Genomic DNA, 22,483 nt, shown 5'->3' on the forward strand with positions numbered 1-22,483 from the left:
AGCGGCTCTATGCGGACCGGGGAGTTATGCGGACCTGTGGGACCATTTCGTCGTTGCCTTCATGGGTTAACCGCGCCGGAACTCCGCATAACCGTGGGGGCTCTCAGGGCGGCGATCAGTCGGTCGGGCGGCCGGAACTTCCCCGGCCGGAGCGCCGGCGGCGTCATCGCCGCGAGCGCCTCGAGCTTCTCCGTCGGGTCGGCCTGCAAGTAGATGTCGGTGGTCTGTGTGCTGGCATGGCCGAGCCACAGCGAGACCTTGCGCAGGTCGCGTGTCGCCTGCAGGGTGGTGAGCGCGCAGGTGTGTCGCAGCACGTGCGGGGAGACACGCTTGGCCCGGAGCGACGGGCACCGCGCGGCGGTCGCGGCGACGTGCTTGGCGAGCACGCACTCGAAGCCGGAGCGCGTCATGGGCTTGCCCCAGGCGTTGAGGAACAGCTCCGGACTGGGCGCGTCACCGCGCACGGCGAGCCAGGCGCGGATCGTGTCGCCCACGGACTTCCACAGCGTCAGGGCGCGCTCGCGGCGCCCCTTGCCGCGCACACGCACGTCGACGTAGCGGCCGGTGAACTGCACCTCGTCGAGGCGCAGGCCGACGAGCTCGGAGACACGCAGGCCGCCCGCGAGCGCCAGCAGCAGCATGGCGCGGTCGCGGATGCCGAGGCGCGTGGTCGGCTCGGGCGCGTCGAGGAGCGCACGCTGCTCCTCGGCACTGAGGTGCCGGACGATCCGCGTGTCGGTCCGCTGCGCGGGGATGGCCCGAACGCAGCGGACCTGATCGAGCGCCGCCGGCACGCGGTACTCGACGAATCGCATGAAGGAGCGGATGGCGGCCAGCCGGGCGTTCCGCGTGCGCGGCGTGTTGTGCCGCTCCTGCTGGAGATGGTCGAGGAATCGCAACACGAGTGGCGCGTCGAGGTCCTCCAGCGCGAGCGCGGCGGGCGCCACGCCGAGCGCGTGGTTCATAAACTGGAAGAGGAGCTGAAAGGCGTAGGCGTAGGTGTCGCAGGTATGCGGGCTGGCCCGCAGATCCACGGCGAGCCGCTGCCGGAGGAACGCGGTGATGTGGGGCGCAATGGGTGTCATCGGGCTCCTCCGTCGAGGAATCGCTCGCAGGCATCGGCCACGCCCCGCATCAGCAGCGGCGTTGCGTGCAGGTACCAGCACGTGTCGGCGACGTTGCGATGGCCGAGGTAGGTCGACAGCGCACGCATGTGCCAGCCGACGGGGCTCCCGCCCTGCGGACACGCCTCCAGGGCCCGTACCGCAAAGGTATGCCGCAGGTCGTGGATCCGCGGTCCGGGTGTGCCGGGACCGGCACGAAGACCGGTGTGGCGTGCCAGGTGCAGGAACGTCTTGGTCACCGTCGGCATGGGAAGCCGGCCGCCCTTCGGCGAGACGAAGACGTAGTCGCTCACCGTGCTGGCGCGCCGGCGCCGCTCGAGATAGCCGTCGAGCGCCGCGGCGGCGGTCTCGTGCAAGGGCACGAGCCGGGTCTTGTTGAACTTCGCCTTGCGAATCACGAGGCCGTCACTCGTGACGTCCCCGAATCGCAGCGCCAGCGCCTCGGACACCCGCACGCCGCTTGACGCGAGCAGGCCGAACAGCGTCGTGAAGACCTGCGGGCGTAGCGGCCAGATGGCCGGGAGCTGGCGGGCCGCGTCGAGCAGGCGGCGCAGCTCGTCCGGCGCGTAGATGTGGGGCCGGGGACGCACGTGCCGGCGCCCGAACACGAAGATCGGCGGCACCTCGTGCCGGGGATCTTCGGCCCGTGCGTGGCGCGCGAAGCCGGCGACTGCCCGGAGCCGGCGCTCCCGTTGCCAGAGCGACCGCGCCGCCGCCGCCCAGTCGGTCGCCGTCTGCGTCCGGACGTGCGTGTCGCCGCGATCGACAGCCCATCGCGCGAAGTCGTGCAGCAGGGCCTCCTCCGTCTTCAGCCGAAAGCCGACCGCTCGACGGAGCGCCAGGTAGGCGTCGATGCTCGGCCTCAACATGACGCCGGCTCCGCGTCGGGCCAGGGCTGCGCGACCTGACGGAGCCGGCCGACATCCACCTTGGCGTAGAGCGCCGTCGTGTTGACGTCGCGGTGGCGCAACACGGCGCCGATCGCGTCGAGCGTCGCGCCGTCGCGGAGCAGCCGGGTCGCGAGCGAATGGCGCAGGATGTGGGTCCCCCGGGACGGCGCCTGAACGCCGGCGCGCCCGATCGCGCGACAGACGACATCGCGCAAGCCACTTGAGCGGAGCGGGTGGATGGGAGGGCGGGCGGTCAGGAAGACGTGATCCGTGGCGGCGGCGGGACGCTCGGCCTCCAGGTACCCGAGCATCGCATCGCCCGCATCCTGAGGCAGCGGCAGCCGCGTCTCGCGCCGCCCCTTGCCGACGACGCGCAGCCGTCCCCGCTCCCACTCAATGTCGCCGAGCCGGAGCGCGACGACGTCCCCCGCCCGCAGACCGAGGCGGGCGAGCAGCAACAGCATGGCGCGATCGCGCCGCGCCACGGGGCTGGGGCGATCGCAGGCCTCGATGATGCGCTCCACATCGGCATCCGCGAGGGCGCGAGGGAGCGTGGCCAGCCGCCACGTGGGCATCGTGGGCACGGCCGCGACGAGGTCGGGCGAGCACCGCCCGTGCACGACGAGCCACCGGAGGAAGCATCGGACGATCGTCGTGACGCAGCCCGCCGACGCGGGCGCATGCTGCTGGATGTACTCGAGCACGAACCGGCGCACGCCCGCGGCAGCCAGCCCAGTGGGATCGTCGCCCACGGTGGCGAGCAGGGCCTGGACCACCGGCACCGAGTGGGCCATCGTCGTGGCGGCCAGGCCGCGCCGGTCGCGCATCCACACGCTGTACTCGGTCACCAGTGGCGGACGGGTCGCCTCCGGCACGGACGTGGTCACGACGCCCACTTCGCGCAGGTACCGCAGGAACGCCTGGACGCGAAACGGCACACCCCTGTGGCCTCTACGCTTGCCACCTCGGCACCGGCACCGGGGCAGGTGACGGACAAAGCGCGCGAGCAGGTCCTCATCGAGATCTGCGATGGCCACGCGGCGCTGCACGGCCCACTGGCCCAAGTGGTCGGCGGCGTGCAGGTAGGAGCCGATCGTCTCGGACGAGTAGCCCGCGGCGCCCATGGATTCCGCGAAGCCGTCGAGACACGGCCCCGCCGGTCCAGTGTGGAGACGGTGGAGGGTGAGGGGGTTCTTGACGCAGCGCTCGAGCATGGGGTCCTCCTTGGGCCGAAGCCCGGTGAATGGGGACCCCAGCGTGCCCGAATTATGCGGACCGGGTCACACCCTCCGAGGTGACCGAAGCCGCGGTATTCTCAGCGTTCCTCCCGACCATGTGGGCGCCTGGTCCGCATAACTCCCCGGTCCGCATACTGCCGCTACGTGCTGAGGCCGCCGCTGGCCGAGCACCGCCTGCGGCGTCTGGCCGACGGGCGAGTGCGGCTGGAGCTCAAGCACCCCTGGAGCGATGGGACGACGTATCTGCTCTTCGAGCCGGTGGAGTTTCTCGAGAAGCTGGCGGCCTTGACGCCGCGGCCCGAGATCAACCTGGTGCTCTACCACGGCGCGCTGGCCCCGCCCGCGCGGTGGCGAGCGGAGGTCGTCGCCTACCGACGCACGGAGAGGGACCAGGCGACGGATCTCCGGGCGGGGGCCGCGGGCGCACCCAGGCCCCGCTACTGGACCTGGGCCCTGCTGATGCGCCGGGCCTTCGACCTGGACGTCCTGCGCTGTCCGCGCTGCGCCGGGCGGATGCAGCGGATCGCTACGATCGACGACCCCGCCGTGATTCAAAAGATTCTCGCCCACCTCGGCCTCCCGGGCGCGCGGGAGGGTCCGCGCCCCGCGTTGCCACTGACTGCGGCAGGAGCCGAGCAGCCGACACTTCCCGGCGTGAGCGTCTAGGCGGTGCCGGGGGTCCGGGGCCGCCGCGGACGTCTGCCCTGCCGGGGCCTGATGGTCCCGTGGAGGGCTCCCACCCTGTGATTCAAGGTCCCGATTTGACCGCTGATCCCCGCTCTGGCAGGATCGGCGCGACGTGGGAGGGGGCTTATCCGCGCTGTGACAAGGCAGACCCCGGGGGAAGACCCTCGGGCGCGGCGGGCCCTGACTGAGAACGGGTCTTATGTTATCTACGCTCCCGGCCTGCGTGGTCAGGATACGCGCGCGGCTCCCCTTCATGGCATGGCTACTTCTTCACCAACGGGCAGCCGCCCTCGGCGAGAGGGCGGAACGCCTGGTCGCCCGGGATCGTCGCGACGATCTTCGCCAGGTCCCACTCGCTCTTCGACTCGTCGGGCGTCTTGGCCTGCATCAGGTACATGTCGCGGATCACGCGCCCGTCCTCGCGGATGCGGCCCTGCCTGGTCATGAGGTCGTTGATGGGCAGCTCCTTCATCTTTGCCATGACCGCCTTCGCCTCGTCGGTACCGGCCGCCTTGACCGCCTTCAGGTAATGCATGGTGGCGCCGTAGGTGCCGGCCTGGATCATGGTCGGCGGCATACCCTTGGCTGCGGTAAACCGGTCGGTGAAGGCCCGGGCCTCCGGGCTCATGTCCCAGTAGAACGAGCTCGCCATCAGGAGCCCCTGCGCGGTCGGGAGACCGATCGCCCGCACTTCGGGATACTGGATCAGGAGCGCCGCCACTCGCTGGCCTCCACGCTCGAGCCCGAACTCCTTCGCCTGCTTGATCGCATTGGTGATGTCGGCGCCGCCATTCGCCATCACCACCACCTTGGCCCTCGAGGCTTGCGCCTGCAGCAGGAAGGACGAGAAGTCCGGGTTGTTCAGCGGATGCCGCGCCGAGCCCAGCACCTTGCCGCCCGCGGCCTTGACGAAGTCGCTCGCGTTCTGCTCCAGCGCGTGGCCGAAGGCGTAGTCGACGGTGATGAAGAACCAGGAATCGCCGCCCTGCTTCACGACGGCGTTGACGAGGGTCTTGCTCTGGCCGTAGGTGTCGTACACTCAGTGCACGCTGTGCGCCGAGCATGACTTGCCGGTCAGCTCCGCCGTCGCCGCGGCGGTCGGCATCACCAGCCGGTTGGACTGCTCTGCGAGCTTCACCACGCCGAGGGCGATAGCTGAATGCGGGATGCCGATGATCAGGTCGACCTGGTCCTGCTCGTACCAGCGGCGCGCGATCCCGACGCCGACATCGACCGTGTTCTGCATGTCGGCCGAGATCACCTCGATGAGCTTGCCGAGCGCACTCCCGCCGAAATCCGCCACTGCCATCCGCACCGCCAGCAGGTCGCCCGGACCGGTATTGTCAGAATAGGGGCCGGACATGTCGTCCAGCACGCCGATCTTCACCCCGCCGTCCTGGGCGGAGCTCAGCGTGGGCGCCACCAATACGGCGGCGGCGAATACAGCCATCAAGATCTTGAGCCAGCGCATCGCGCGTCCCTCCTTTGACCTCAGCTTCGTTCACCGCTCGGTGGCGTAGCCTCTCTCAGCGACGCCCCTTGTCCATGAGCAGACCACGTCGGGCGAGGTTGGCCATCAAGGCCCCGGTGCCGAAACTCCACGGCTCCGCCTGATCGCAGGTCACCACCTCGTTGACCAGTGCGCCGAGCTCGCTCGCGGCGATGCGGACGACGTCCCCCGTCTTGTGAGTGAACCCGCTCCCGGGGGCGCCGCGATCGTCCACGGGGGCGAACATGGTGCCGATGAAGAGCAGCAGGCCGTCGGGGTACTGGTGGTAGCGGCTGTGCGCTTGTGACGCAAGATCGGCCAGGTCACGGCTGATCTCGCTCACGCGCGTCGTGTGTGTCACGCGGAAGCCGTCGGGGCCCTCCACCACGGTCTCGAAGGTCAGGCGGCGCGCGGCGTCGAGCGTGAACGTCTCGTCCAGCACCCGCACGAAGGGGCCCACGGCGCACGAGGCATTGTTGTCTTTCGCGCGACCCAGGAGGAGCGCGCTCCGCCCCTCGACGTCCCGCAGGTTCACGTCATTGCCCAGGGTGACGCCGACGATCACACCCGCGCTATTGATCACGAGGACGAGCTCGGGCTCTGGATTGCTCCAGACGGAGGCTGGATGGATTCCCACGCGGGCGCCGAGACCGACCGCGGCCATGGGCGGACACTTGGTGAAGAGCTCCGCGTCGGGCCCGATCCCGACTTCGAGGTACTGCGACCACATGTCCCGGGCGATCAGCACCTCCTTGACGCGGGCCGCCTCCGGGGAGCCGGGACGGACGCCACGCAGGTCGGGCCCGACAATGGCCTGGATCTCCCGCCGGACACCATCGGCCAGGGCTGGGTTGCCGCGCGCTCGCTCTTCGATCACGCGCTCGAGGAGGCTCGCGACGAAGGTCACCCCACTCGCCTTGACGGCCTGCAGGTCGCACGGTGCCAGGAGCCAGGGGCGCGACGAGTCGCGATGACCTTCCGTGCTGTTGGCCACGATGTCACCGAGGCGCCCGATGACAGGGCCGACCTTGATCGCCGTCCGCAGGTCGTCAGGCTTGGCGACGTTCAGCAGATGGCTGACCGTCGGATACGCGGGCGTCAGGTCCACGGCCAGGTCGCCGCGCACCGCGATGACAGACGGTCCATCCTCGGCAGGGACCCACGCCCGGCCGATCAACAGGGCCGCGGCGTCCGTGGGCACGCATTCGCTGGCGGACAGCCTCGATGTCGACGTCATCGTCCCCTCCCAGGGCAAGGTCTGCACTACGATATTCGGATCTACCGCCGGCGGCCCGGTGCCCGCGCCGATCCTGCCAGACCGCGGATGGCAGGTCAAATCGGAGGCGGCGCCTAGGCTCCTGTGGCGCGCGAGAGAACGTCCCCATAGCCCGAGGCCACCTCCATGCGGGGCCCCTAGCCCTTCGCGAGGAGCAGTGCGTGGGCGCGCCGGAGCTTCCAGCACGGGACGAAGATGAGCAGGTGGTGCTCGAGATGGTAGTTGACCCAGTACGGGGCCAGGAACGCGCGCGCCAGCGGGCCGGCCGCCGTCGTGCGGGTATTCCGCAGAGGGTCGTCGTCATCGGGCACCACCGCATGCTCGGCGATGCTCCGCAGCCGCGCCACGAGCTGATGCCACGTGGCTGTGACAAGACAGGTCCCGAGGGAGGACCCTCGGGCTCGGCGGGTCATGCCTGAGAACGGGTTTTATGTCATCTCCGCTCCGCCTTGACGGCGCGTGGCAGATCGGCGACCATGTGTGCTGCAAATCGAACCCGACAACCCAGTTCGCGTCATACCGGGAGGGAAAAGCAATGAAATTCGCCATGAGACAATTTGGACTCGCGGCCCTTGCCGCGGGCGTCCTGACGCTGGGGCTGTGGAGCGATGCCTCGGCGCAGCGCAAGCTGAGCTTCGCCTACGACCAGCCGGTGACGACGGCCTACGGCATCGCCGCGAACATATTCGACGAAAAGCTGAAGGCGTTGAGCGGCGGCAAGCTCAGCATCAATCAGTTCCCCGGCGCGCAACTGGGGACCGAGCCGCAGACGCTGCAGAAGCTCCGCGCGGGGGACATCGACTTCGTCATCACGGCAACCGCGAACGCGGCCAGCGTGGCGCCGCAAGCCGGCGTGTTCTCGCTTCACTTCATCTTCCGCGACGAGAACCATCTGGCCAGGGCGCTGGCCGACCCGGCCGTGTCCTCCGCGTTCCGCGCGATGATCAAGGAATCGACGCAGGGCGCCCAGGTCATCGGCCTGATCACCATGGGCTTCCGCAACATGTACAGCAAAAAGGAGATCAGCAAGGTCGAGGACCTCAAGGGCCTGAAGGTGCGCGTGCAGGCGACCAAGACCGAGGACACGCACTTCCCGGCCTATGGCGCGCAGACCGTGCACATGCCCTTCGGCGAGGTCTACGTGTCGCTCCAGACCGGCGTGGTGAACGTGGCCGAGAACGGTGTCAACGTGTACGAGACGAACAAGCACTACGAAGTGGCGCCGGTGCTGAACATGACCCAGCACGAGGCCAACAACAACTGCATCTGGGTCAGCGACAAGGCCTGGAACAGCTTCAGCGCCGAAGAGAAGAAGTGGGTCCAGGAGGCGGCCGACGAAGTGAGCCGGCGCGAGCCCGCCATGGCCTTCAAGCTGGAGGCCGAATCGGCCGTCAAGCTTCAGAAGATCGGCGTGAAGGTCAACTCCAAGGTCGACAAGTCCGGCTTCATGAAGGCCGCCGCGCCCATCCAGGACCAGCTGGCCACGGAGCTCGGGCCCCATGCGGTCAAGATCCTGGGTCTCGTCCGCGCGGTGAAGTAGTCCCACCGATGTGATACGGCGCGGCGGTGCGGGCAGCGCCGCCGCGCTTCGCGCGACAGGGATACGCACATGGCAGCCGTGACCGACTTTGCCGCAAATAGAGCGCTGATCCTCCAGCGCCACCGCCACCTGAAATGGAAATGGCTGGACCCGCTCGAGGCCGGCTTGATGGCCCTGTGCGGAGTGTGCATCAGCGTCTTTACGCTGTGCGTCTTCCTGGACGTGGTGACGCGTACCATCGGCTATCCTTGGCTGTGGCTGCAACAGGCGACCACGGCATTCTTCGCCTGGGGCGCGTTCATCGGCATTGCCGCCGCCATTCGGCGCAACGACCATATCTACCTGTCCGAGATCACCAAGCATATGACCGGTACCAACCGCTGGGCGATCGAGACCTTCAACCGGCTGGTTGTGCTGATCGTGGCCGGATTCATGGTCTGGTTCGGCTACAAGAACGCGATGCTGGACCTGGGCAGCTTCCGCATGCCCTGGCTCATTCCCCTGACCGTCTATACCGGCGTCGTGCCGATTTCGGGCGCCCTGGTGATGCTGTTTTGCGTCGAGCAGATGGTCAATGGATGGCACAACGGCTTCGAGGGTCCAGAGGACGACGAATTCCTGCCGGAGCCTGTCGAATGAGCTCCGGCTTGCTTCTGGTCTTGATGGGAGGCTTGTTCCTGCTGTTGGGCTACATGGGCGTGCCGGTGGCGTTCGCGATCATCGCGGGCGTGTTGGTGGTGACGGCGTTCACCCCGATCAGCTTCCAGTCGATGATCGGACAGTTGTTCCACGGCATCGACTCCGAGGCGCTCCTGGCCGTCCCCTTCTTCCTCCTCGTCGGCGAGCTGATGTCGTCGTCCGACGTGATCCATCGCATGATCCGCCTCGCCCAGGCGCTGGTGGGGCACCTGCGCGGCGGGCTGGCCCAGGTCGTCACGCTGTTCAGCATGTTCTTCGCGGGCATCTCGGGCTCCTCGGCTGCCGACGTCGCGGTGCTGAGCCGCACCGTGGCGCCCGAGATGGACAAGGAGCGCTACGACCGCGCCTTCACCGCGGCGCTGATCGCCTCGGCCTCGACCATGGCCAACCTGATCCCGCCGTCGATCATGGCGGTGGTCTACGGCGCCACCGGCAACGTGTCGATCGGCGGATTGTTCCTGGCCGGCGTGGTGCCGGGGGTGATGATCGGCATCGGGCTGATGATCTACAGCTACTTCTTCGGTCCCGTCGGCACCATGAAGAAGCGCGCCAGGATGGTCGACGTCTTCGTGGCGGCGCGCGGCTCGGCCCTGCCGATGGTGATCCCAGTCATCATCATGGGGGGCATCCTGACCGGCTGGTTCACGCCGACCGAGGCCGGCATGGTCGCGGCGGCCTACATCTTGCTGGTACTCATCCCGGTGCTGAATCCGCGCCATATAAGGAACCTGCCGGGCGACTTCATGTACACCGGCCTCCTGTACTCGCTGCCGCTGGCGCTGGTAGCCGCCGCCTCGGCCTTCGGCTGGATGCTGGCCTATCTGCGCGGCCCCGACACGGTGGCCGAGTACATCAGCTACTACGCCGGCACCGACCCGAAGATGATCATGCTCCTCCTGGTCGTGCTGTTCGTGATCCTCGGCGACTTCATCGACGCGATCCCGGCCATCATCATCTTCATGCCCATCATCAATAAGCTGACGGAGGTGGGTCACATCAACCCCGTGCACATGGGCGTGGTCATCATCACCACGCTGGTGTTCGGATTGATCACGCCGCCCTACGGGCTGTGCTTGCTGATCGCGTCGAAATTCATCGGCGTGCCGTTCTACCGCGCGATGGTCCGATCGCTCCCTCTCTACATCGTGTTCTTCTTCACCATCGCCTTCACGGTGCTGTACCCCGACGTGGTGCTGTGGCTGCCGAAGCAGCTGCTGCCGCAATCGGTCGGCTGTTTCCCCAACCCCAGCGGAGCCGGCTGGATCTGCCCCAAATAGCGCCGGGGTCAGGTCTTGCAATCCGACATCGGGCCTCGGGATATGGTCGCTCGCGGCGGCGGAGCCGAGGGAGGAATGTATGAATGCAAGACCTGACCCCGATCCACGGGGACGACCGGGCCCTCGAGGCGCTGCTGGCGGCACTCCGGGACCAGAACTGGTTCGTCCGGATGCGCGCCGTCAAGCTGCTCGCCGCGTTGCGGCAGCCGGGGGCTGCCGAGGCTTTGGAGACTGCGGCACGCTCGGACGACGATGAGGATGTGCGGGAGGAGGCTCTGGTGGCCCTGGCCACCCTCGCTCCCGAGCGCGCCCTGCCTGCCCTGCTTCGCGGGTTGCGTGACGAGGACTCCTGGGTGCGCGAGCGCGTCGCCTCGCTCCTGGGCGAGCTCGGTGACCGGCGGGCGCTCCCGGCGCTGCTCCGGGCCATGCAGGGCAGGGAAGAGGATGTGGCGGCGGCCGCCGCCGACGCGGTGGAGAAACTCACCTCCGCCGCAGCGGGCGGCCCGAAGGCGGAGCGGAGGAAGGACTAGCGGACAGCCTCCGTGGATGTTCACTCGCCGCGCGCCACGGCCGCGAGTACCGAGGGCAGGGCCACGAGCACCTCGCGGAGGCAGTGGCGAACACGGGCGATGTTCTCCTCGGCCTTCTCGGGGATTCCCCCTCGCGATACATGGGCGATGAATTCCTCGCGGGTGGTCGTGATCAGCAGCGACGCGTTGATCTCCAGTTGGAGCGCGTGGACGCGCCGGGTCTGGGGCTGGCCGAACGTGGCCACGATGTTGCCGCCGGTGTAACCGCTGACGTTCTCGTGCACCTCGAAGCCGTGGCGGGTGAAGATCGCGGCCACGGTCGCCGTGAGCTGCGGGGCGCAGGTGGCCTCGTGGCGCGTGCCGATGATCACCTGGTGGTCCTTCATCCGGCGCGGGCTGCCGGTGTGGCCATCGAGGAGGATCGCGTGCCCGTGCGCGTCACGGATCTGGGCGAGCAGGTGCTCCAGGGTCGAGTAGTAGGGATCGTAGAGCGTCTGTAGCCGGTGTTCGAGGTCGGCAAGCCCGAGCGGCCGCGCAAAGATGGGCACGTCGCGCATGGTATGGGTGCGGACTACCCCACGTCGGGAGCGCACCTCGCCGTCGTGGTGCTCGAAGTCATCGCGGCGGCGATTGACGTCGACGAACATGCGCGAAAAGGGCGTCGCGAGGACTGTGGCCCCATGCTCGTGCAGGTCGCCGTAGAGATCGGCCGCAAAGGTATCGGCGAACCCGTAGGCGAAGGATTCATACCAGGGCTCGCCATAATCGTCGCGGGTGATATGGGGCAGTGGCTGCGTGCCGTAGTGCGGCACGCTCACCAGAACCGGCGTGCGCGTCCCGGGCAGGGGGTGTCTGACGATCGGGAACGACTGCTCCATCGCTTGATCTACGTCTCGGGACACTAGAACGACGCGGTGATCTTCGCGCCATTGGAGGTCTGGCACTCGCCCGTGCCTCCGCCGCCCATGCCGGCTCCTCCGGCGTCGAGATTGAAGCGACAGAGCATCGTCGTGCCGCGGTCGCCCTTGAGCGTGGCGACGGCCTTGTTCTCAAACGTTTTGGTGAAGGCAAAATGGTCCCGCCCCGCCCCCCACATGCTGTCGTCGATCTGCCCCTGGTTCTCGCCCGGCTCGTCTCCGGTCCAGGCCGGCTCGAGCGAGCTGCGCGTCATGCCGGGGCTCACAACCGTGTACTTCCCGGAGAAGCGCTCGCCGTCGGGCATGACGGCCGACATCTTCCCGCTCTCGCCGAAGAGCCCCGAGTTCCACGTCATGGTGAGCGGCGTTGCCTGCTGACCCGCCAGGCTGACACGCCCGCTCACGGCCCCCGAGGCGCAGGCCAAGAGCGCCGCCGACGACAGCGCGATCATCACCGCCCGCCCTGAATCGCTTCGAGTCATGCTCGGTCTCCCGGGATATAGAGGAAAGGATCGTTGGCCGCCGGGCGATGATAGATGATGGCCGCGGGCGAGGCAAGCCGGACCCCATGCTGGTATGCTGTGGCGCGTCTCGCCATGCGCGTCATCGTGGACCGGCTGTCCAAGACCTATCGCGACCGGAGCGGCCAGGAGCTGGCCGCGCTCGAGGCCATCGCCCTGACGGTAGAGGCGGAGGAGTTCGTGGCCGTCCTCGGCCCTTCCGGCTGCGGCAAGTCCACGCTCCTCGGCATCATGGCCGGGCTCCTACCGGCGACGGCGGGCCAGGTCTTCTTCGAAGGCGAGCGCCGGGACGACCAGCCGCTGACGGCCACGGTCTTCCAGGAGTTTGCCCTGTTCCCCTGGCGGACCGTGCGGGGCAACGTCGAGTTCGGCCTCGAGGAGCTGGGGACGGCTCCCGCGGAACGGAAGGAGCGCGTGGCGCGTTTCATCGCCATGACGGGGCTCGAGGGCTTCGAGGACAAGTTCCCCCACCAGCTCTCCGGCGGGATGCGGCAGCGGGTCGGCATCGCGCGGGCGTTGGCGGTGGATCCGGCCGTGCTGCTCATGGATGAGCCCTTCTCGGCCCTCGACGCCCAGACGCGCACGCTCATGATGGAAGAGCTGCTCGGCATCTGGGAGCGGGCGCGCACGAGCATCGTCTACGTCACGCACAACATCCAGGAGGCCGTCTACATGGCCGACCGCGTCGTCGTGCTCTCGCGGCGGCCGGGACGGGTGCTCGACGTCGTGCCAATCGAGCTCAAGCGGCCGCGGCACGAGGGGCAGATGGGCGAGCCCGCCTTCGTCCACGCCGCCGAACGCATCTGGGGGCTGATCAAGACGCAGGCCCAGGCGGCGCTGCGAGAGGGGCGCGCGTGAGCGGCCCGTCGCGCGTGGCCGTCCAGGACCGCGCGGCCTTCCTGCGCCGCCCCGAGCACCGGCTGCTCCGCGTCGCGGCGCTGGCCGGGCTCCTCGTTCTCTGGGAGGCGCTGACGCGCGTCGGATGGATCCCGGCGCTCTTCCTGCCGTCGCCGGTCGGCGTGCTGAGGGAGCTCGGCGAGATGGCGGCCTCGGGTCAGCTCTTCGTGCACGTCGGCGCGAGCCTGCGCCGGCTCCTGCTGGGCTTTGCCGCGGGCGGCGCCGCCGGCGTCGCCGTCGGGGTCGGGACGGGGTTCTTCTCGCTGGCAGATGCCGTGGGCCAGCCGCTCATCGCCGCGACCTTCCCCATCCCGAAAATCGCGCTGCTGCCGCTCCTGATTCTCTGGCTCGGCATCGGCGAGCCGTCCAAGGTCGCCGTCATCGCGCTGGGCGTCTTCTTCCCGATGGCGATCAACACGTACGCCGGAGTGCGTGAAGCGGACCCGTTGCTCGTGCGCGCAGCCGTCGCGTTCGGCGCCGGCCGATGGAGCGTGATCCGGAAGGTCATCCTGCCTTCGGCCCTGCCCATGATCTTCGCGGGGCTCAAGCTGGGAGCGGGCACGGCGCTGCTTCTCCTGGTCGCGGCGGAGATGATCGCCGCCGACTCCGGCATCGGCTTCCTCGTGCTCCACGCGGGCAACATCATGGACACCACCAAGCTCATGGTGGGGATCGTGGTGCTGTCTCTTCTCGGCCTGCTCTCACACTGGGCGCTCGCTCGCTGCGAGCGGCTGGCGGTGCCGTGGCGACATACCTAGAACCAGGACCACACCGGTGACCAACGGAGGCTTCTCGATGCGCCGAATCGCGGCACTCGTCTTGGCGGTCTGCGCGGCCACTCTCTGGGCCGGCCCGGCGCCCGCGCACGCCCAGCAGAAGGTCAAGGTCGGCGCGCTCAAGCTGACCTCGTCGGCGCCGCTCTTCATCGGCGTCGAGAAGGGCTTCTTCAAGGAGTTCGGCATCGAGCCCGAGCTGGTCTTCTTCCAGGCCGCCGCGCCCATCGCCACGGCGCTGGCGACGGGGCAGATCGACGTGGGCGCCACCGGCGTCACGGCGGCGCTCTACAACATCGTGCTCGGCGGCGAGCAGATGTGGATCGTGGCCGACAAGGGGCGCGAGTGGCCGGGTTACCCGCTCACGGGCATCGTGGTCCAGCGGGAGCTGTACGACGGCGGCCTGCGAGGGATCGCCGACCTCAAGGGTAAGCGCATCGGCATCACCACGCTGGGCTCGACCTTCCACTACCACCTCGGCAACGTCCTCGAGAAGACCGGGCTCAAGCTGGCGGATGTCCGCGTGGTGCCGCTGCAGACCATGCCGGCGGCCATCGAGGCGCTCAAGGGCAAGCAGGTGGACGCGATCCTCCTGCCTCAGCCCTTCCCGGGCGTGGCGGAGTCCCAGGGCTTCGGCAAGATCCTCTTCTGGGCCGGCGACCTCTACCCGTGGCAGGTGGCCACCGTCTTTTACTCGAAGAAATTTGCGGCCGACCGCAAGCGCGCGGTCGATTTCATGAAGGGCTACGTCAAGGCCTCGCGCTACTACTACGACGCGGTGCTGGTCCAGAGGGACGGCAAGCCGGCGCCCGGCGCCGACTACGACGAGGTGGTCCGCATCACGGCGAAGTACACGGAGGCGCGGCCCGAGGTCATTCGTCTCGGCTTTCCCTTCCAGGACCGGAACGGCCGCCTGCTCGTCACCGACATCGAGAGGCAGATGCAGTGGTGGACACAGAACGGTTTCATGAAGCGCACGATCCCGCTCAAGGGTATCGTGGACACGTCGTTCGTGGAGGAGGCCGCCAAGGCCGTCCCCGAGAAGTGAACGTCTCGACCAAGGAGGGTGTCATGCGCACGCGACTGATGCTGATCGCCGGGCTCGTCCTCGTGCTCGGCCTGGCCGGCTCCGCCACCGCGCTCGAGGTGGGCCAGAAGGCGCCCGACTTCACGCTGGCGGGGCCTGGCGGCAAGCAGGTCAAGCTGGTGGACATGCTCGGCAAGGGGCCTATCGTCGTTTACACCTTCATTCAAGCTTTCACCGGGCCCTGAACCAAGGAGATCCTCGGCATCGAAGGGGCCATGCCCCAGTTCGAGGCCGCGGGCGCCCAGGTTCTGGGCGTGAGCGCCGATCACGTGGCAACGCTGGACGCATTTGTCAAGCAGAACCCGCTGAAGCACGGCATTGCCTCCGACTTTCGCCGCACCATGCTGCCGGCCTATGACGCCATGGTCACCGATGAGAAGAGCCCCATGTACCGGTATGGAAAGCGCGCGTACTTCATCATCGACCGCCAGGGCGTCGTCCGCTACGTCAAGGTGATGGCCAATCCGCTCGACCTGCTTGAGCCTGCCGATCTGCTCAAGGCCCTCAAGGAATCCGGAGCCTCGTGATGCGTTGGGCGGCGGCGGTCGGAATCCTGCTGCTCGCGGCGCAGACGGCCGCCGCCGCCCCGAACTGGGCCGCGCTCGACGCGCAGCCCTACGAGCCGCCCAAGCCGGCGCCCGCCTTCGCGCTGCCGGACCCCGACGGCAAGGTGACGCGCCTCGAAAATCTGCGCGGAAAGGTGGTGCTGCTCTTCTTCTGGGCGACCTGGTGACCGACGTGCCGGGAGGAGTTGCCTCCCGTCAACAAGCTCTACACGGAGCTCCGGTCGAAGGGGCTCGAGGTCAGGCTCGTGAGCTTCCGCGAGGACCCGGCGCTGGTCAAGCGCACGGCCGCCGAGCGCGGCTACACGGCGCCCGTCCTCGTTGACCGCAAGGGCGACGTCACGGGGATCGGTTACGGTGTCTTCGGCCCCCCGACGGCCTATCTCATCGACCGGCAGGGGCGGCTCGTCGCGCGCGTCGTGGGCGAACGGGACTGGAGCACGCCGGCCGTGAAGAGCCTGCTTCTCGAGGTGCTGAGGCAGCCCGCCAAGTAGTCGGGCCGGTAGTGCCTCAGGTCGAGCCCGAGAGCGTCTCCGTGTTCCGGGCTTCGTACCGTCCTACTTGGGTCTCGTTCCGGTAACGATGCCGGCTGGGTTGTCACCAGCTGCTGTGCGGCCATTCATTGAGTCGCCGTTGACCGTGGCTTCAAGCCACCGTCGCTGGCCGATCTTGAGCGACAGCTTGTCCCCCGCGAGCGTCCCGTTCGCGGGTATGTCCTCGGCGGCTTTTCCTCCTCTACTGCCTGTGCCGCCCAGCTTCTGACTCCATGTCCCTGTCACCGCCTGACCGTCTTGCTTTAGCACCAGAGTGAATTCGTCCTCGGCGAGCCGGTTGCCCTGCCTGACTCTCACCGTTCCATTCCAAGTGCCCACGACATTCTGATCCTCGGCCATCACTGGAAGCGCGAACCCAGTAGCAAGTAACACTGCCACCGTACAGATGATCCAGAGCTTCTTCATGGGTGTTGTCTCCTTGTCCTTGTTTCTGCTAGCTGAGTGAGCCGCTAACCCCGTAGACTCTCTTAGCAACCGCTCTCTCACGTGTCAAGAGCCTCCCGGGATCGTGCTACCGAAACTAAGACACTACCCTCTTTCTCAATTCAAGCTGAGACACTACCGTCGGGCCCGCGTGTTTGCCCCGTCCTGGCGGGCCTGCTATCATTTCTCCCGCCGTGACGTTCCCCTTCACGAAGGTCCTGATCGCCAATCGCGGTGAAATCGCGGTGCGGGTCATCCGCGCCTGCCGCGAGATGGGCATCGCCACCGTCGCCGTCTTTTCCGAGGCCGACCGCGAGTCTCTGCACGTGCTCCAGGCCGACGAAGCGGTGGCCATTGGTCCCGCGCCCGCCTCCGAGAGCTACCTCAACCACGACAAGATCATCGCGGCTGCCCGCGCCACGGGCGCCCAGGCAGTCCACCCGGGCTACGGCTTCCTCGCCGAGAACGCGGCCTTCGCCGAGGCGTGCGCCGCGGCCGGGCTCGTCTTCATCGGTCCGCCGCCCGCTGCCGTGCGCTCCATGGGAGACAAGATGGCCGCGCGCCGCGTGGCGGCCAAGCTGGGCGTGCCGCTCGTGCCCGGCACCTCCGAGCCGCTGGCCGACGGGGCGGAAGCCGCGCGGGTGGCGAGAGAGATCGGCTATCCGGTGATGATCAAGGCGGCCATGGGCGGCGGCGGCAAGGGTATGCGCCTGGTGCACGCGTACGCCGAGCTCGAGGGCGCCCTGCGTGCCGCGCGCTCCGAGGCAGGCTCGGCCTTCGGCGACGCGTCCGTCTACATCGAGCGCTACATCGCCGCGCCGCGCCACGTCGAGGTCCAAATCCTGGCCGACGCCCACGGCACCGTCGTCCATTTGGGTGAGCGCGAGTGCTCCATCCAGCGCCGGCACCAGAAGCTCGTCGAGGAGAGCCCGGCTCCATGCGTGGACGCGGCCATGAGGCGGGCGATGGGCGAGGCCGCCTGCAGGATTGCGGCGGCGGCGGGCTACGTGAATGCCGGCACCGTCGAGTTCCTCGTGGACCGCGACCGCAACTTCTACTTCCTCGAGATGAACACGCGCCTGCAGGTCGAGCACCCGGTGACCGAGTTCGTCACGGGGCGCGACCTGGTGCGCGAGCAGATCAGGATCGCCGCGGGGGAGAAGCTCGGCTACACGCAGGAGGACATCGTCTGGAACGGCCACGCCATCGAATGCCGGATCAACGCGGAAGACCCCGACGCCAACTTCATGCCCTCGCCGGGGAAGATCCTGGGACTGCGCGCGCCGGGCGGCCCCTGGGTGCGCGACGACTCGGGCGTCTACGAGGGCTACACGGTGCCGCGCTACTACGACACGCTGATGGCCAAGCTCATCGTCTGGGCGCCGGACCGCGAGGCCGCGATCGCGCGGATGGATCGTGCGCTCGCGGAGTACCACGTGAGCGGCGTGCGGACCACGCTGCCCGTCCTGCGCCGCATCGTGCGGCACCCGGACTTCGTTGCGGGCAGGCTCGACACGCACTTCATGGAGCGCCTGCCTGGCGGCCACGGCAGCGGTTCGCGCCGCACCGTGGCGCTGATCGCCGCCGTCCTCGAGGCCTACGAGCGCGCGGGACGCCAGGCGGCGCCGCAGGCGGCGCAGGGGCCGGGCCCCTGGGCGCGGTCGGGGCGGCCCGCCGCGTCCCGCTGGAGGGCACGGTGAAGTTCGAGGCGCAGCTCGACGGCGAGGTCATCCCCGTGGACGTCACCGGCTCGGGCGGCCGCTACCGCGTGGCGCTGGGCGAGGAAGTCCTTCACGTGGACGCGCGGCCGACGGGCGGCGGCGGCTGGTCGCTGCTGCTGGGTCAGGCGTCGACGGCGGCGGACGTAACCGAGGAAGACGGATGTTTCGTCGTCCACGTCGAGGGTGAGACTTACGCGATCCGCGTGGAGGAAGAGACGCGCTACATCATTCGCACGCGCGGCGGCGCAGCGGCGGCCGGAGGGCAGGTGCTCAAGGCGCCCATGCCCGGCCGCGTGGTGCTCGTCGAGGTCGCCGTGGGCCAGGTGGTCAAGCCGGGTGACGGTCTCGTCATTCTCGAGGCCATGAAGATGGAGAATGAGTTCAAGGCTGGCGTTACGGGCACAGTTAAAGAAATCCGCGTCGAGGCCGGCCAGGCCGTGAACCCTGGCGACGTCCTCCTGGTGATCGAGTAGCCCCCCGAGTAGCCCATGACCGCCGCCTCGATCCCCGCGATCCGGTACAAGCAGGTCGGCAAGTGGTTCGGCCCGCTCCACGTGCTGAGGGACGTCACGCTGGACGTGGAGCCCGGCGAGGTGGTCGTGGTCTGCGGCCCCTCGGGCTCGGGCAAGAGCACGCTCATCCGCTGCGTCAACCGCCTCGAGCCCATCCAGCAGGGCGAGATCTGGGTCTACGGCGAGCCGATCGCCGGCAACGGGGTGAACCTGTCGAAGCTCCGCGCCGAGGTCGGCATGGTGTTCCAGTCCTTCAACCTCTTCCCCCACATGACCGCGCTCGAGAACATCATGCTCGCGCCCATGAAAGTCAAAGGTCTCTCCCGGGCCGAGGGGGAGAAGATCGCCCGCGACCTCCTGGCCCGCGTGCGCATCCCGGAAAAGGCCGACAAGCACCCGGCCAACCTCTCGGGCGGCCAGCAGCAGCGCGTCGCGATCGCGCGCGCGCTCGCCATGCAGCCGCGCATCATGCTCTTCGACGAGCCGACCTCCGCGCTGGACCCCGAGATGATCAACGAGGTGCTCGACGTGATGACAGACCTCGCCAAGGAGGGCATGACCATGATGGTCGTGACGCACGAGATGGGCTTCGCCCGGCGCGTCGCCCACCGCGTCATCTTCATGGACGAGGGCCAGATCGTCGAGGCCGCGACGCCGCAGGAGTTCTTCTCGGCCCCGAGGTCCGACCGCACCAAGGACTTCCTCTCCAAGATCCTGTCCCACTAACCGCCAAAGGAGGCAACGCATGAAAAAGGTTTTGGCTCTCGTCGCGGCTCTGGCCGTGCTCGCGTCCTCGGTGACGCCGGCGCTGGCCCAGGCTCAAGGCACGCTCGAGAAGATCAACCAGTCCGGCACGCTCACCATCGGCACGCGCACGGGCTCGCCGCCCTTCGCCTACGTCAACAGCAAAAACGAGTGGGTCGGCTTCACCATCGACCTCGTCGACGAGCTGATCAAGCCCGCGCTCGAGAAGAAGCTCGGCAAGCCGATCAAGGTCGAGAAGAAGGAATCCACGCCGCCCACGCGCATCGCGCTTCTCAGCTCCAACGCCGTGGATCTCGTTGCCGGCACCATGACGGACACCCGCACGCGGCGCGACAGCGTGGACTTCTCCATCACGTTCTTCGTGACGGGCGCGCAGTTCCTGGTCAAGAAGGGCAGCAAGATCCGCAGCATCAAGGACATCGACGGCAAGCGCATCGCGGCCCAGCAGGGCTCGACCAACGCCAAGATCATCCGGGAGAAGGCGCCCAAGGCGCAGCTGCGCGAGTTCCCCGACCAGCCGGCCGCCTTCCAGGCCCTGCTGCAAGGGCAGGTGGACGCCTACACCAACGACGGCATCCAGCTGGCCGGCCTCAAGATCAAGACGCCCAACCCGGCCCAGTGGGAGATCGTGGGCGACTTCTACTCCTACGAGCCGTACGGCATGGCCATGCGAAAGAACGACTCGGACTTCCGAGCGGCCGTCAACAACGCGCTGATGGACGGCATCGAGTCGGGCAAGTACTTCGAGATCTACGAGAAGTGGTTCGGGCCCAAGGGCGAGCTGCCGTATCCGATGTCCGCCGGCGTCCGCACATTCATGCTCTACCAGGCCGTCCCCAAGTAGACGTTGATTTCTCCCCTTCCCCTCCCTCTTCTCCTTGGGGAAGAGGGAGGGGAAGGGGGGCAAGGTCATGAGGCTCAGAGTCCTGGGGTTCCTCCTGATGGTTGCCGTCGCTCTCTGCTCGGCGCCTTCCGGCTCGAGCGCGCAGCAGGCGAGCAAGGCCTACCGGATAGGCTATCTGACCTATTTAGGGTGTCCGCTTCGCCCTGAAATAATGGGCCCATTCCGCCAAGGGCTGCGCGAGCTCGGTTACGTCGAGGGCCAGAACATCATCATTGAATGCCGAGGTGCACTAGGGGCGGCCGACCGATTCCCAGGCTTCGCGGCCGAATTGGTTCGTCTCAAGGTAGATGTCCTCGTTGCGGCGGGCACGGCATCGGCCCTGGCGGCCAAGCAGGCGACGAAGACGATCCCGATCGTCATGGTTTACGTCGGCGATCCCGTCGGGAGCGGGCTCGTGACCAGCCTGGCGCGACCTGGAGGCAACGTCACGGGCTTGTCTGTCCTCACCCCCGACATGGTCCCCAAAGCCCTCGAGATCCTCAAGGAGGCTGCTCCCTCGGTGTCTCGGGTGGCGGTATGGATGGACACGACGAATCCCGGCCAGACGTTGCCCGATAAGCAGATGGACGCCGCAGCCAAGATCTTGGGCGTCAGGCTGGAGCGTGTCGACGTGCGAACGGCGGCGAATCTCGACGCCGCCTTCGCGGCCGCCCTGAGGCAACGTGAGGAAGCCTTGTTCGTGCATCCCCTACCAATCGCGCTTCTTGACGTTCAGAGGATCGCACAGTTCGCGATCAAGAACCGGCTCCCGACGATAGCGCTCTACCCCCAGAATGTCCGAGAAGGGCTGCTGATGTCCTACGGGCCGAATCAAGCTGACGTGTACCGTCGCGCGGGAACCTACATCGACAAGATCCTCAAGGGCGCCAAGCCCGCCGATCTCCCCGTCGAGCAGCCGACGAAGTTTGATCTGCTGATCAACCTCAAGACCGCCAAGGCCCTCGGCCTGACGATCCCGCAGTCGCTGCTGCAGCGGGCGGACGAGGTAATCCAGTGACCACGCGGCGGGAGTTCATCGGCACGCTCGCCGGAGTGCTCGCCGCGCCGCTCGTCGCCGAGGCCCAGCAGGCGGCCAAGGTCCCTCGAATAGGCTGGCTGGGGGACAACCCGGCCGCTGCCCCCCACCTGCGAGAGGCCTTCCTCCAAGGACTGCGTGACCACGGTTACGTCGAGGCCCGCAACCTCGTGATCGAATACCGATATGCCGAGGGGAAGCTCGAGCGGTTCCCCGCTCTCGCGGCCGAACTGGTTGCGCTCAAGGTTGATGTCATCATCGCGGCCGGAGGAGGCACACTCGCCGCCCTGGCCGCCAAGCAAGCGACCAAGACTATTCCCATTGTCTTCGCTTCTGTTGCCGATCCGGTTGGGAGCGAGCTCGTCACCAGCCTTGCGCGGCCGGGCGGCAATGTCACGGGGTTGTCCGTCCTCGCCCCGGAGCTAGTCGGCAAGTGTCTGGAACAGCTCAAGCAGGCCGTTCCAGGGGTCAGTCGGGTCGCTGTCCTCCGGCAGCCAGGTGTCCTCCCCGAACGCACGGACAAGGACATGCTGAAGGAAGCAGAAGTCGCGGCCCGGGCGCTGGGGGTACGGCTTCAATTCGTTGAGACGCGAGGTCCCGCCGATTTCGACAGGGCCTTCTCGGACATGACCAGGGCGCGCGCGGGTGCTCTGACCGTGTTGGGAAGCACGATGTTTTTCAGGGAGCGAAGACGCCTCGTGGACCTGGCGGCAAAGAACCGGCTGCCGGCAGTGTACCCATCGAGGGACAGTGTCGATGCCGGGGGCCTTATGTCCTATGGCCCGAACATTGCTGATTTGCATCGGCGCGCTGCTACCTACGTGGACAAGATTCTCAAGGGTACGGAGCCCGCCGACCTGCCTGTGGAGCAGCCGACGAAGTTCGAGCTGGTGATCAACCGTGCGTCCAGAGAAAGCTGACGTGTTCAGCGGGAAGCAAGCCCGCCGGGGTAAGAGCCAGAGCCCCGTAACTTGGATGGCAGGGTGGAGGGAAACCGAGACCCTGAAGCCCATCGACAAAGCCATCGAAAGGATGGTGAGTGAGTCCCCGGGCCGTAACGAAAGTGAACGTACAGGTGGCC

General features: G+C 67.8%; 24 protein-coding genes and 2 pseudogenes. 17 read left to right on the forward strand and 9 right to left on the reverse strand.

The genetic code is table 11. The annotated features are described in order from the left end of the window. Window positions 1–59: 59 nt before the first annotated feature. The 3 genes from Q7W02_24540 to Q7W02_24550 are packed head-to-tail and all read right to left on the reverse strand — an operon-like array spanning window position 60 to window position 3,228. Entirely contained in the window at window positions 60–1,085 is a 1,026-nt protein-coding gene (locus tag Q7W02_24540; protein MDO8479299.1) for a tyrosine-type recombinase/integrase, read from the reverse strand. Then, window positions 1,082–1,993, reverse strand: coding sequence for a tyrosine-type recombinase/integrase (locus Q7W02_24545; GenBank protein MDO8479300.1), 912 nt, complete (start codon window positions 1,991–1,993; stop codon window positions 1,082–1,084). Before Q7W02_24545 ends, Q7W02_24540 begins: the two co-directional genes overlap by 4 nt. Continuing rightward, window positions 1,987–3,228: a tyrosine-type recombinase/integrase gene (locus Q7W02_24550; protein MDO8479301.1), complete on the reverse strand. Its 1,242-nt coding sequence runs from the start codon at window positions 3,226–3,228 to the stop codon at window positions 1,987–1,989. The genes Q7W02_24545 and Q7W02_24550 overlap by 7 nt, the downstream gene beginning before the upstream one ends. A gap of 168 nt (window positions 3,229–3,396) precedes the next feature. Between Q7W02_24550 and Q7W02_24555 the strand changes: the two genes are divergently transcribed. After that, window positions 3,397–3,918, forward strand: coding sequence for a transposase (locus tag Q7W02_24555; GenBank protein MDO8479302.1), 522 nt, complete (start codon window positions 3,397–3,399; stop codon window positions 3,916–3,918). A gap of 283 nt (window positions 3,919–4,201) precedes the next feature. Here the strand turns inward: Q7W02_24555 and Q7W02_24560 are convergent. The 3 genes and pseudogenes from Q7W02_24560 to Q7W02_24570 all read right to left on the reverse strand — a co-directional run bounded on the left by Q7W02_24560 (window position 4,202) and on the right by Q7W02_24570 (window position 7,066). After that, window positions 4,202–5,389: pseudogene (locus tag Q7W02_24560) on the reverse strand (ABC transporter substrate-binding protein). 76 nt (window positions 5,390–5,465) lie between these two features. Then, window positions 5,466–6,665, reverse strand: a complete 1,200-nt coding sequence (locus Q7W02_24565) for a fumarylacetoacetate hydrolase family protein (GenBank protein MDO8479303.1) — start codon at window positions 6,663–6,665, stop codon at window positions 5,466–5,468. Between the two features lie 179 nt (window positions 6,666–6,844). Next, window positions 6,845–7,066, reverse strand: a pseudogene (locus Q7W02_24570) (fatty acid desaturase). A 173-nt stretch (window positions 7,067–7,239) separates the two neighbouring features. Between Q7W02_24570 and Q7W02_24575 the strand changes: the two are divergent. The 4 genes from Q7W02_24575 to Q7W02_24590 all read left to right on the forward strand — a co-directional run bounded on the left by Q7W02_24575 (window position 7,240) and on the right by Q7W02_24590 (window position 10,750). After that, on the forward strand, window positions 7,240–8,244 hold the full coding sequence (locus Q7W02_24575; GenBank protein MDO8479304.1) for a TRAP transporter substrate-binding protein: 1,005 nt from the start codon (window positions 7,240–7,242) through the stop codon (window positions 8,242–8,244). A gap of 69 nt (window positions 8,245–8,313) precedes the next feature. Further along, a complete protein-coding gene (locus Q7W02_24580) occupies window positions 8,314–8,883 on the forward strand; it encodes a TRAP transporter small permease (protein ID MDO8479305.1) in 570 nt (189 codons plus the stop codon). Next, window positions 8,880–10,220: a TRAP transporter large permease gene (locus Q7W02_24585; GenBank protein MDO8479306.1), complete on the forward strand. Its 1,341-nt coding sequence runs from the start codon at window positions 8,880–8,882 to the stop codon at window positions 10,218–10,220. Before Q7W02_24580 ends, Q7W02_24585 begins: the two co-directional genes overlap by 4 nt. 83 nt (window positions 10,221–10,303) lie before the next feature. Continuing rightward, complete coding sequence (locus Q7W02_24590) at window positions 10,304–10,750, forward strand: HEAT repeat domain-containing protein (protein MDO8479307.1); 447 nt, start codon at window positions 10,304–10,306, stop codon at window positions 10,748–10,750. A gap of 20 nt (window positions 10,751–10,770) precedes the next feature. Here Q7W02_24590 and Q7W02_24595 read toward each other — a convergent pair whose 3' ends face one another. Further along, the gene (locus Q7W02_24595; GenBank protein ID MDO8479308.1) at window positions 10,771–11,628 is read right to left on the reverse strand and encodes an N-formylglutamate amidohydrolase; all 858 of its coding nucleotides are present in this window, start codon (window positions 11,626–11,628) and stop codon (window positions 10,771–10,773) included. Between the two features lie 23 nt (window positions 11,629–11,651). Beyond that, entirely contained in the window at window positions 11,652–12,149 is a 498-nt protein-coding gene (locus Q7W02_24600) for a hypothetical protein (protein MDO8479309.1), read from the reverse strand. A 99-nt stretch (window positions 12,150–12,248) separates the two neighbouring features. Here Q7W02_24600 and Q7W02_24605 point away from each other — a divergent pair, with 99 nt between their 5' ends. Genes Q7W02_24605 through Q7W02_24630 form a run of 6 tightly spaced genes read left to right on the forward strand, consistent with a single transcriptional unit; the run spans window position 12,249 to window position 16,002 of the window. After that, window positions 12,249–13,046 (forward strand): ABC transporter ATP-binding protein, encoded by a 798-nt coding sequence (locus Q7W02_24605; protein ID MDO8479310.1) that lies wholly within the window; start codon window positions 12,249–12,251, stop codon window positions 13,044–13,046. Further along, on the forward strand, window positions 13,043–13,843 hold the full coding sequence (locus Q7W02_24610) for an ABC transporter permease (GenBank protein ID MDO8479311.1): 801 nt from the start codon (window positions 13,043–13,045) through the stop codon (window positions 13,841–13,843). The genes Q7W02_24605 and Q7W02_24610 overlap by 4 nt, the downstream gene beginning before the upstream one ends. Window positions 13,844–13,880: 37 nt before the next feature. Continuing rightward, window positions 13,881–14,906, forward strand: coding sequence for an ABC transporter substrate-binding protein (locus tag Q7W02_24615; protein ID MDO8479312.1), 1,026 nt, complete (start codon window positions 13,881–13,883; stop codon window positions 14,904–14,906). A gap of 23 nt (window positions 14,907–14,929) precedes the next feature. Continuing rightward, on the forward strand, window positions 14,930–15,130 hold the full coding sequence (locus tag Q7W02_24620) for a redoxin domain-containing protein (protein MDO8479313.1): 201 nt from the start codon (window positions 14,930–14,932) through the stop codon (window positions 15,128–15,130). Window positions 15,131–15,139: 9 nt separating this feature from the next. Then, window positions 15,140–15,472, forward strand: a complete 333-nt coding sequence (locus tag Q7W02_24625; GenBank protein MDO8479314.1) for a redoxin domain-containing protein — start codon at window positions 15,140–15,142, stop codon at window positions 15,470–15,472. Further along, window positions 15,472–16,002, forward strand: a complete 531-nt coding sequence (locus Q7W02_24630; GenBank protein MDO8479315.1) for a TlpA disulfide reductase family protein — start codon at window positions 15,472–15,474, stop codon at window positions 16,000–16,002. The genes Q7W02_24625 and Q7W02_24630 overlap by 1 nt, the downstream gene beginning before the upstream one ends. A gap of 63 nt (window positions 16,003–16,065) precedes the next feature. On the opposite strand, the gene Q7W02_24635 is transcribed toward Q7W02_24630, so the two are convergent. Next, on the reverse strand, window positions 16,066–16,467 hold the full coding sequence (locus Q7W02_24635; GenBank protein ID MDO8479316.1) for a hypothetical protein: 402 nt from the start codon (window positions 16,465–16,467) through the stop codon (window positions 16,066–16,068). A 212-nt stretch (window positions 16,468–16,679) separates the two neighbouring features. On the opposite strand from Q7W02_24635, the gene accC reads away from it, so the two are divergent. The 6 genes from accC (at window position 16,680) to Q7W02_24665 (ending at window position 22,322) form a co-directional block, all read left to right on the forward strand. Then, on the forward strand, window positions 16,680–18,185 hold the full coding sequence (gene accC, locus Q7W02_24640) for an acetyl-CoA carboxylase biotin carboxylase subunit (protein MDO8479317.1): 1,506 nt from the start codon (window positions 16,680–16,682) through the stop codon (window positions 18,183–18,185). Beyond that, entirely contained in the window at window positions 18,182–18,679 is a 498-nt protein-coding gene (locus Q7W02_24645) for a biotin/lipoyl-containing protein (protein MDO8479318.1), read from the forward strand. The genes accC and Q7W02_24645 overlap by 4 nt, the downstream gene beginning before the upstream one ends. Window positions 18,680–18,694: 15 nt before the next feature. Then, window positions 18,695–19,444, forward strand: coding sequence for an amino acid ABC transporter ATP-binding protein (locus tag Q7W02_24650; GenBank protein ID MDO8479319.1), 750 nt, complete (start codon window positions 18,695–18,697; stop codon window positions 19,442–19,444). Between the two features lie 19 nt (window positions 19,445–19,463). Then, complete coding sequence (locus tag Q7W02_24655) at window positions 19,464–20,327, forward strand: transporter substrate-binding domain-containing protein (GenBank protein MDO8479320.1); 864 nt, start codon at window positions 19,464–19,466, stop codon at window positions 20,325–20,327. Window positions 20,328–20,394: 67 nt separating this feature from the next. Continuing rightward, the gene (locus Q7W02_24660; protein MDO8479321.1) at window positions 20,395–21,384 is read left to right on the forward strand and encodes an ABC transporter substrate-binding protein; all 990 of its coding nucleotides are present in this window, start codon (window positions 20,395–20,397) and stop codon (window positions 21,382–21,384) included. Next, window positions 21,381–22,322: an ABC transporter substrate-binding protein gene (locus Q7W02_24665; protein MDO8479322.1), complete on the forward strand. Its 942-nt coding sequence runs from the start codon at window positions 21,381–21,383 to the stop codon at window positions 22,320–22,322. The genes Q7W02_24660 and Q7W02_24665 overlap by 4 nt, the downstream gene beginning before the upstream one ends. Window positions 22,323–22,483: the final 161 nt, after the last annotated feature.

It is taken from the genome of Candidatus Rokuibacteriota bacterium (genome assembly GCA_030647435.1).
GTDB lineage: Bacteria > Methylomirabilota > Methylomirabilia > Rokubacteriales > CSP1-6 > AR37.

What these genes read in the sequence shown, in the direction of transcription:
- Q7W02_24540 (MDO8479299.1), bottom strand. Translation starts at nt 1,085, where the DNA reads ATGACACCCATTGCGCCCCACATCACCGCGTTCCTCCGGCAGCGGCTC.
- Q7W02_24545 (MDO8479300.1), bottom strand. Translation starts at nt 1,993, where the DNA reads ATGTTGAGGCCGAGCATCGACGCCTACCTGGCGCTCCGTCGAGCGGTC.
- Q7W02_24550 (MDO8479301.1), bottom strand. Translation starts at nt 3,228, where the DNA reads ATGCTCGAGCGCTGCGTCAAGAACCCCCTCACCCTCCACCGTCTCCAC.
- Q7W02_24565 (MDO8479303.1), bottom strand. Translation starts at nt 6,665, where the DNA reads ATGACGTCGACATCGAGGCTGTCCGCCAGCGAATGCGTGCCCACGGAC.
- Q7W02_24575 (MDO8479304.1), top strand. Translation starts at nt 7,240, where the DNA reads ATGAAATTCGCCATGAGACAATTTGGACTCGCGGCCCTTGCCGCGGGC.
- Q7W02_24580 (MDO8479305.1), top strand. Translation starts at nt 8,314, where the DNA reads ATGGCAGCCGTGACCGACTTTGCCGCAAATAGAGCGCTGATCCTCCAG.
- Q7W02_24585 (MDO8479306.1), top strand. Translation starts at nt 8,880, where the DNA reads ATGAGCTCCGGCTTGCTTCTGGTCTTGATGGGAGGCTTGTTCCTGCTG.
- Q7W02_24590 (MDO8479307.1), top strand. Translation starts at nt 10,304, where the DNA reads ATGCAAGACCTGACCCCGATCCACGGGGACGACCGGGCCCTCGAGGCG.
- Q7W02_24595 (MDO8479308.1), bottom strand. Translation starts at nt 11,628, where the DNA reads ATGGAGCAGTCGTTCCCGATCGTCAGACACCCCCTGCCCGGGACGCGC.
- Q7W02_24600 (MDO8479309.1), bottom strand. Translation starts at nt 12,149, where the DNA reads ATGACTCGAAGCGATTCAGGGCGGGCGGTGATGATCGCGCTGTCGTCG.
- Q7W02_24615 (MDO8479312.1), top strand. Translation starts at nt 13,881, where the DNA reads ATGCGCCGAATCGCGGCACTCGTCTTGGCGGTCTGCGCGGCCACTCTC.
- Q7W02_24620 (MDO8479313.1), top strand. Translation starts at nt 14,930, where the DNA reads ATGCGCACGCGACTGATGCTGATCGCCGGGCTCGTCCTCGTGCTCGGC.
- Q7W02_24635 (MDO8479316.1), bottom strand. Translation starts at nt 16,467, where the DNA reads ATGAAGAAGCTCTGGATCATCTGTACGGTGGCAGTGTTACTTGCTACT.
- Q7W02_24650 (MDO8479319.1), top strand. Translation starts at nt 18,695, where the DNA reads ATGACCGCCGCCTCGATCCCCGCGATCCGGTACAAGCAGGTCGGCAAG.
- Q7W02_24655 (MDO8479320.1), top strand. Translation starts at nt 19,464, where the DNA reads ATGAAAAAGGTTTTGGCTCTCGTCGCGGCTCTGGCCGTGCTCGCGTCC.
- Q7W02_24660 (MDO8479321.1), top strand. Translation starts at nt 20,395, where the DNA reads ATGAGGCTCAGAGTCCTGGGGTTCCTCCTGATGGTTGCCGTCGCTCTC.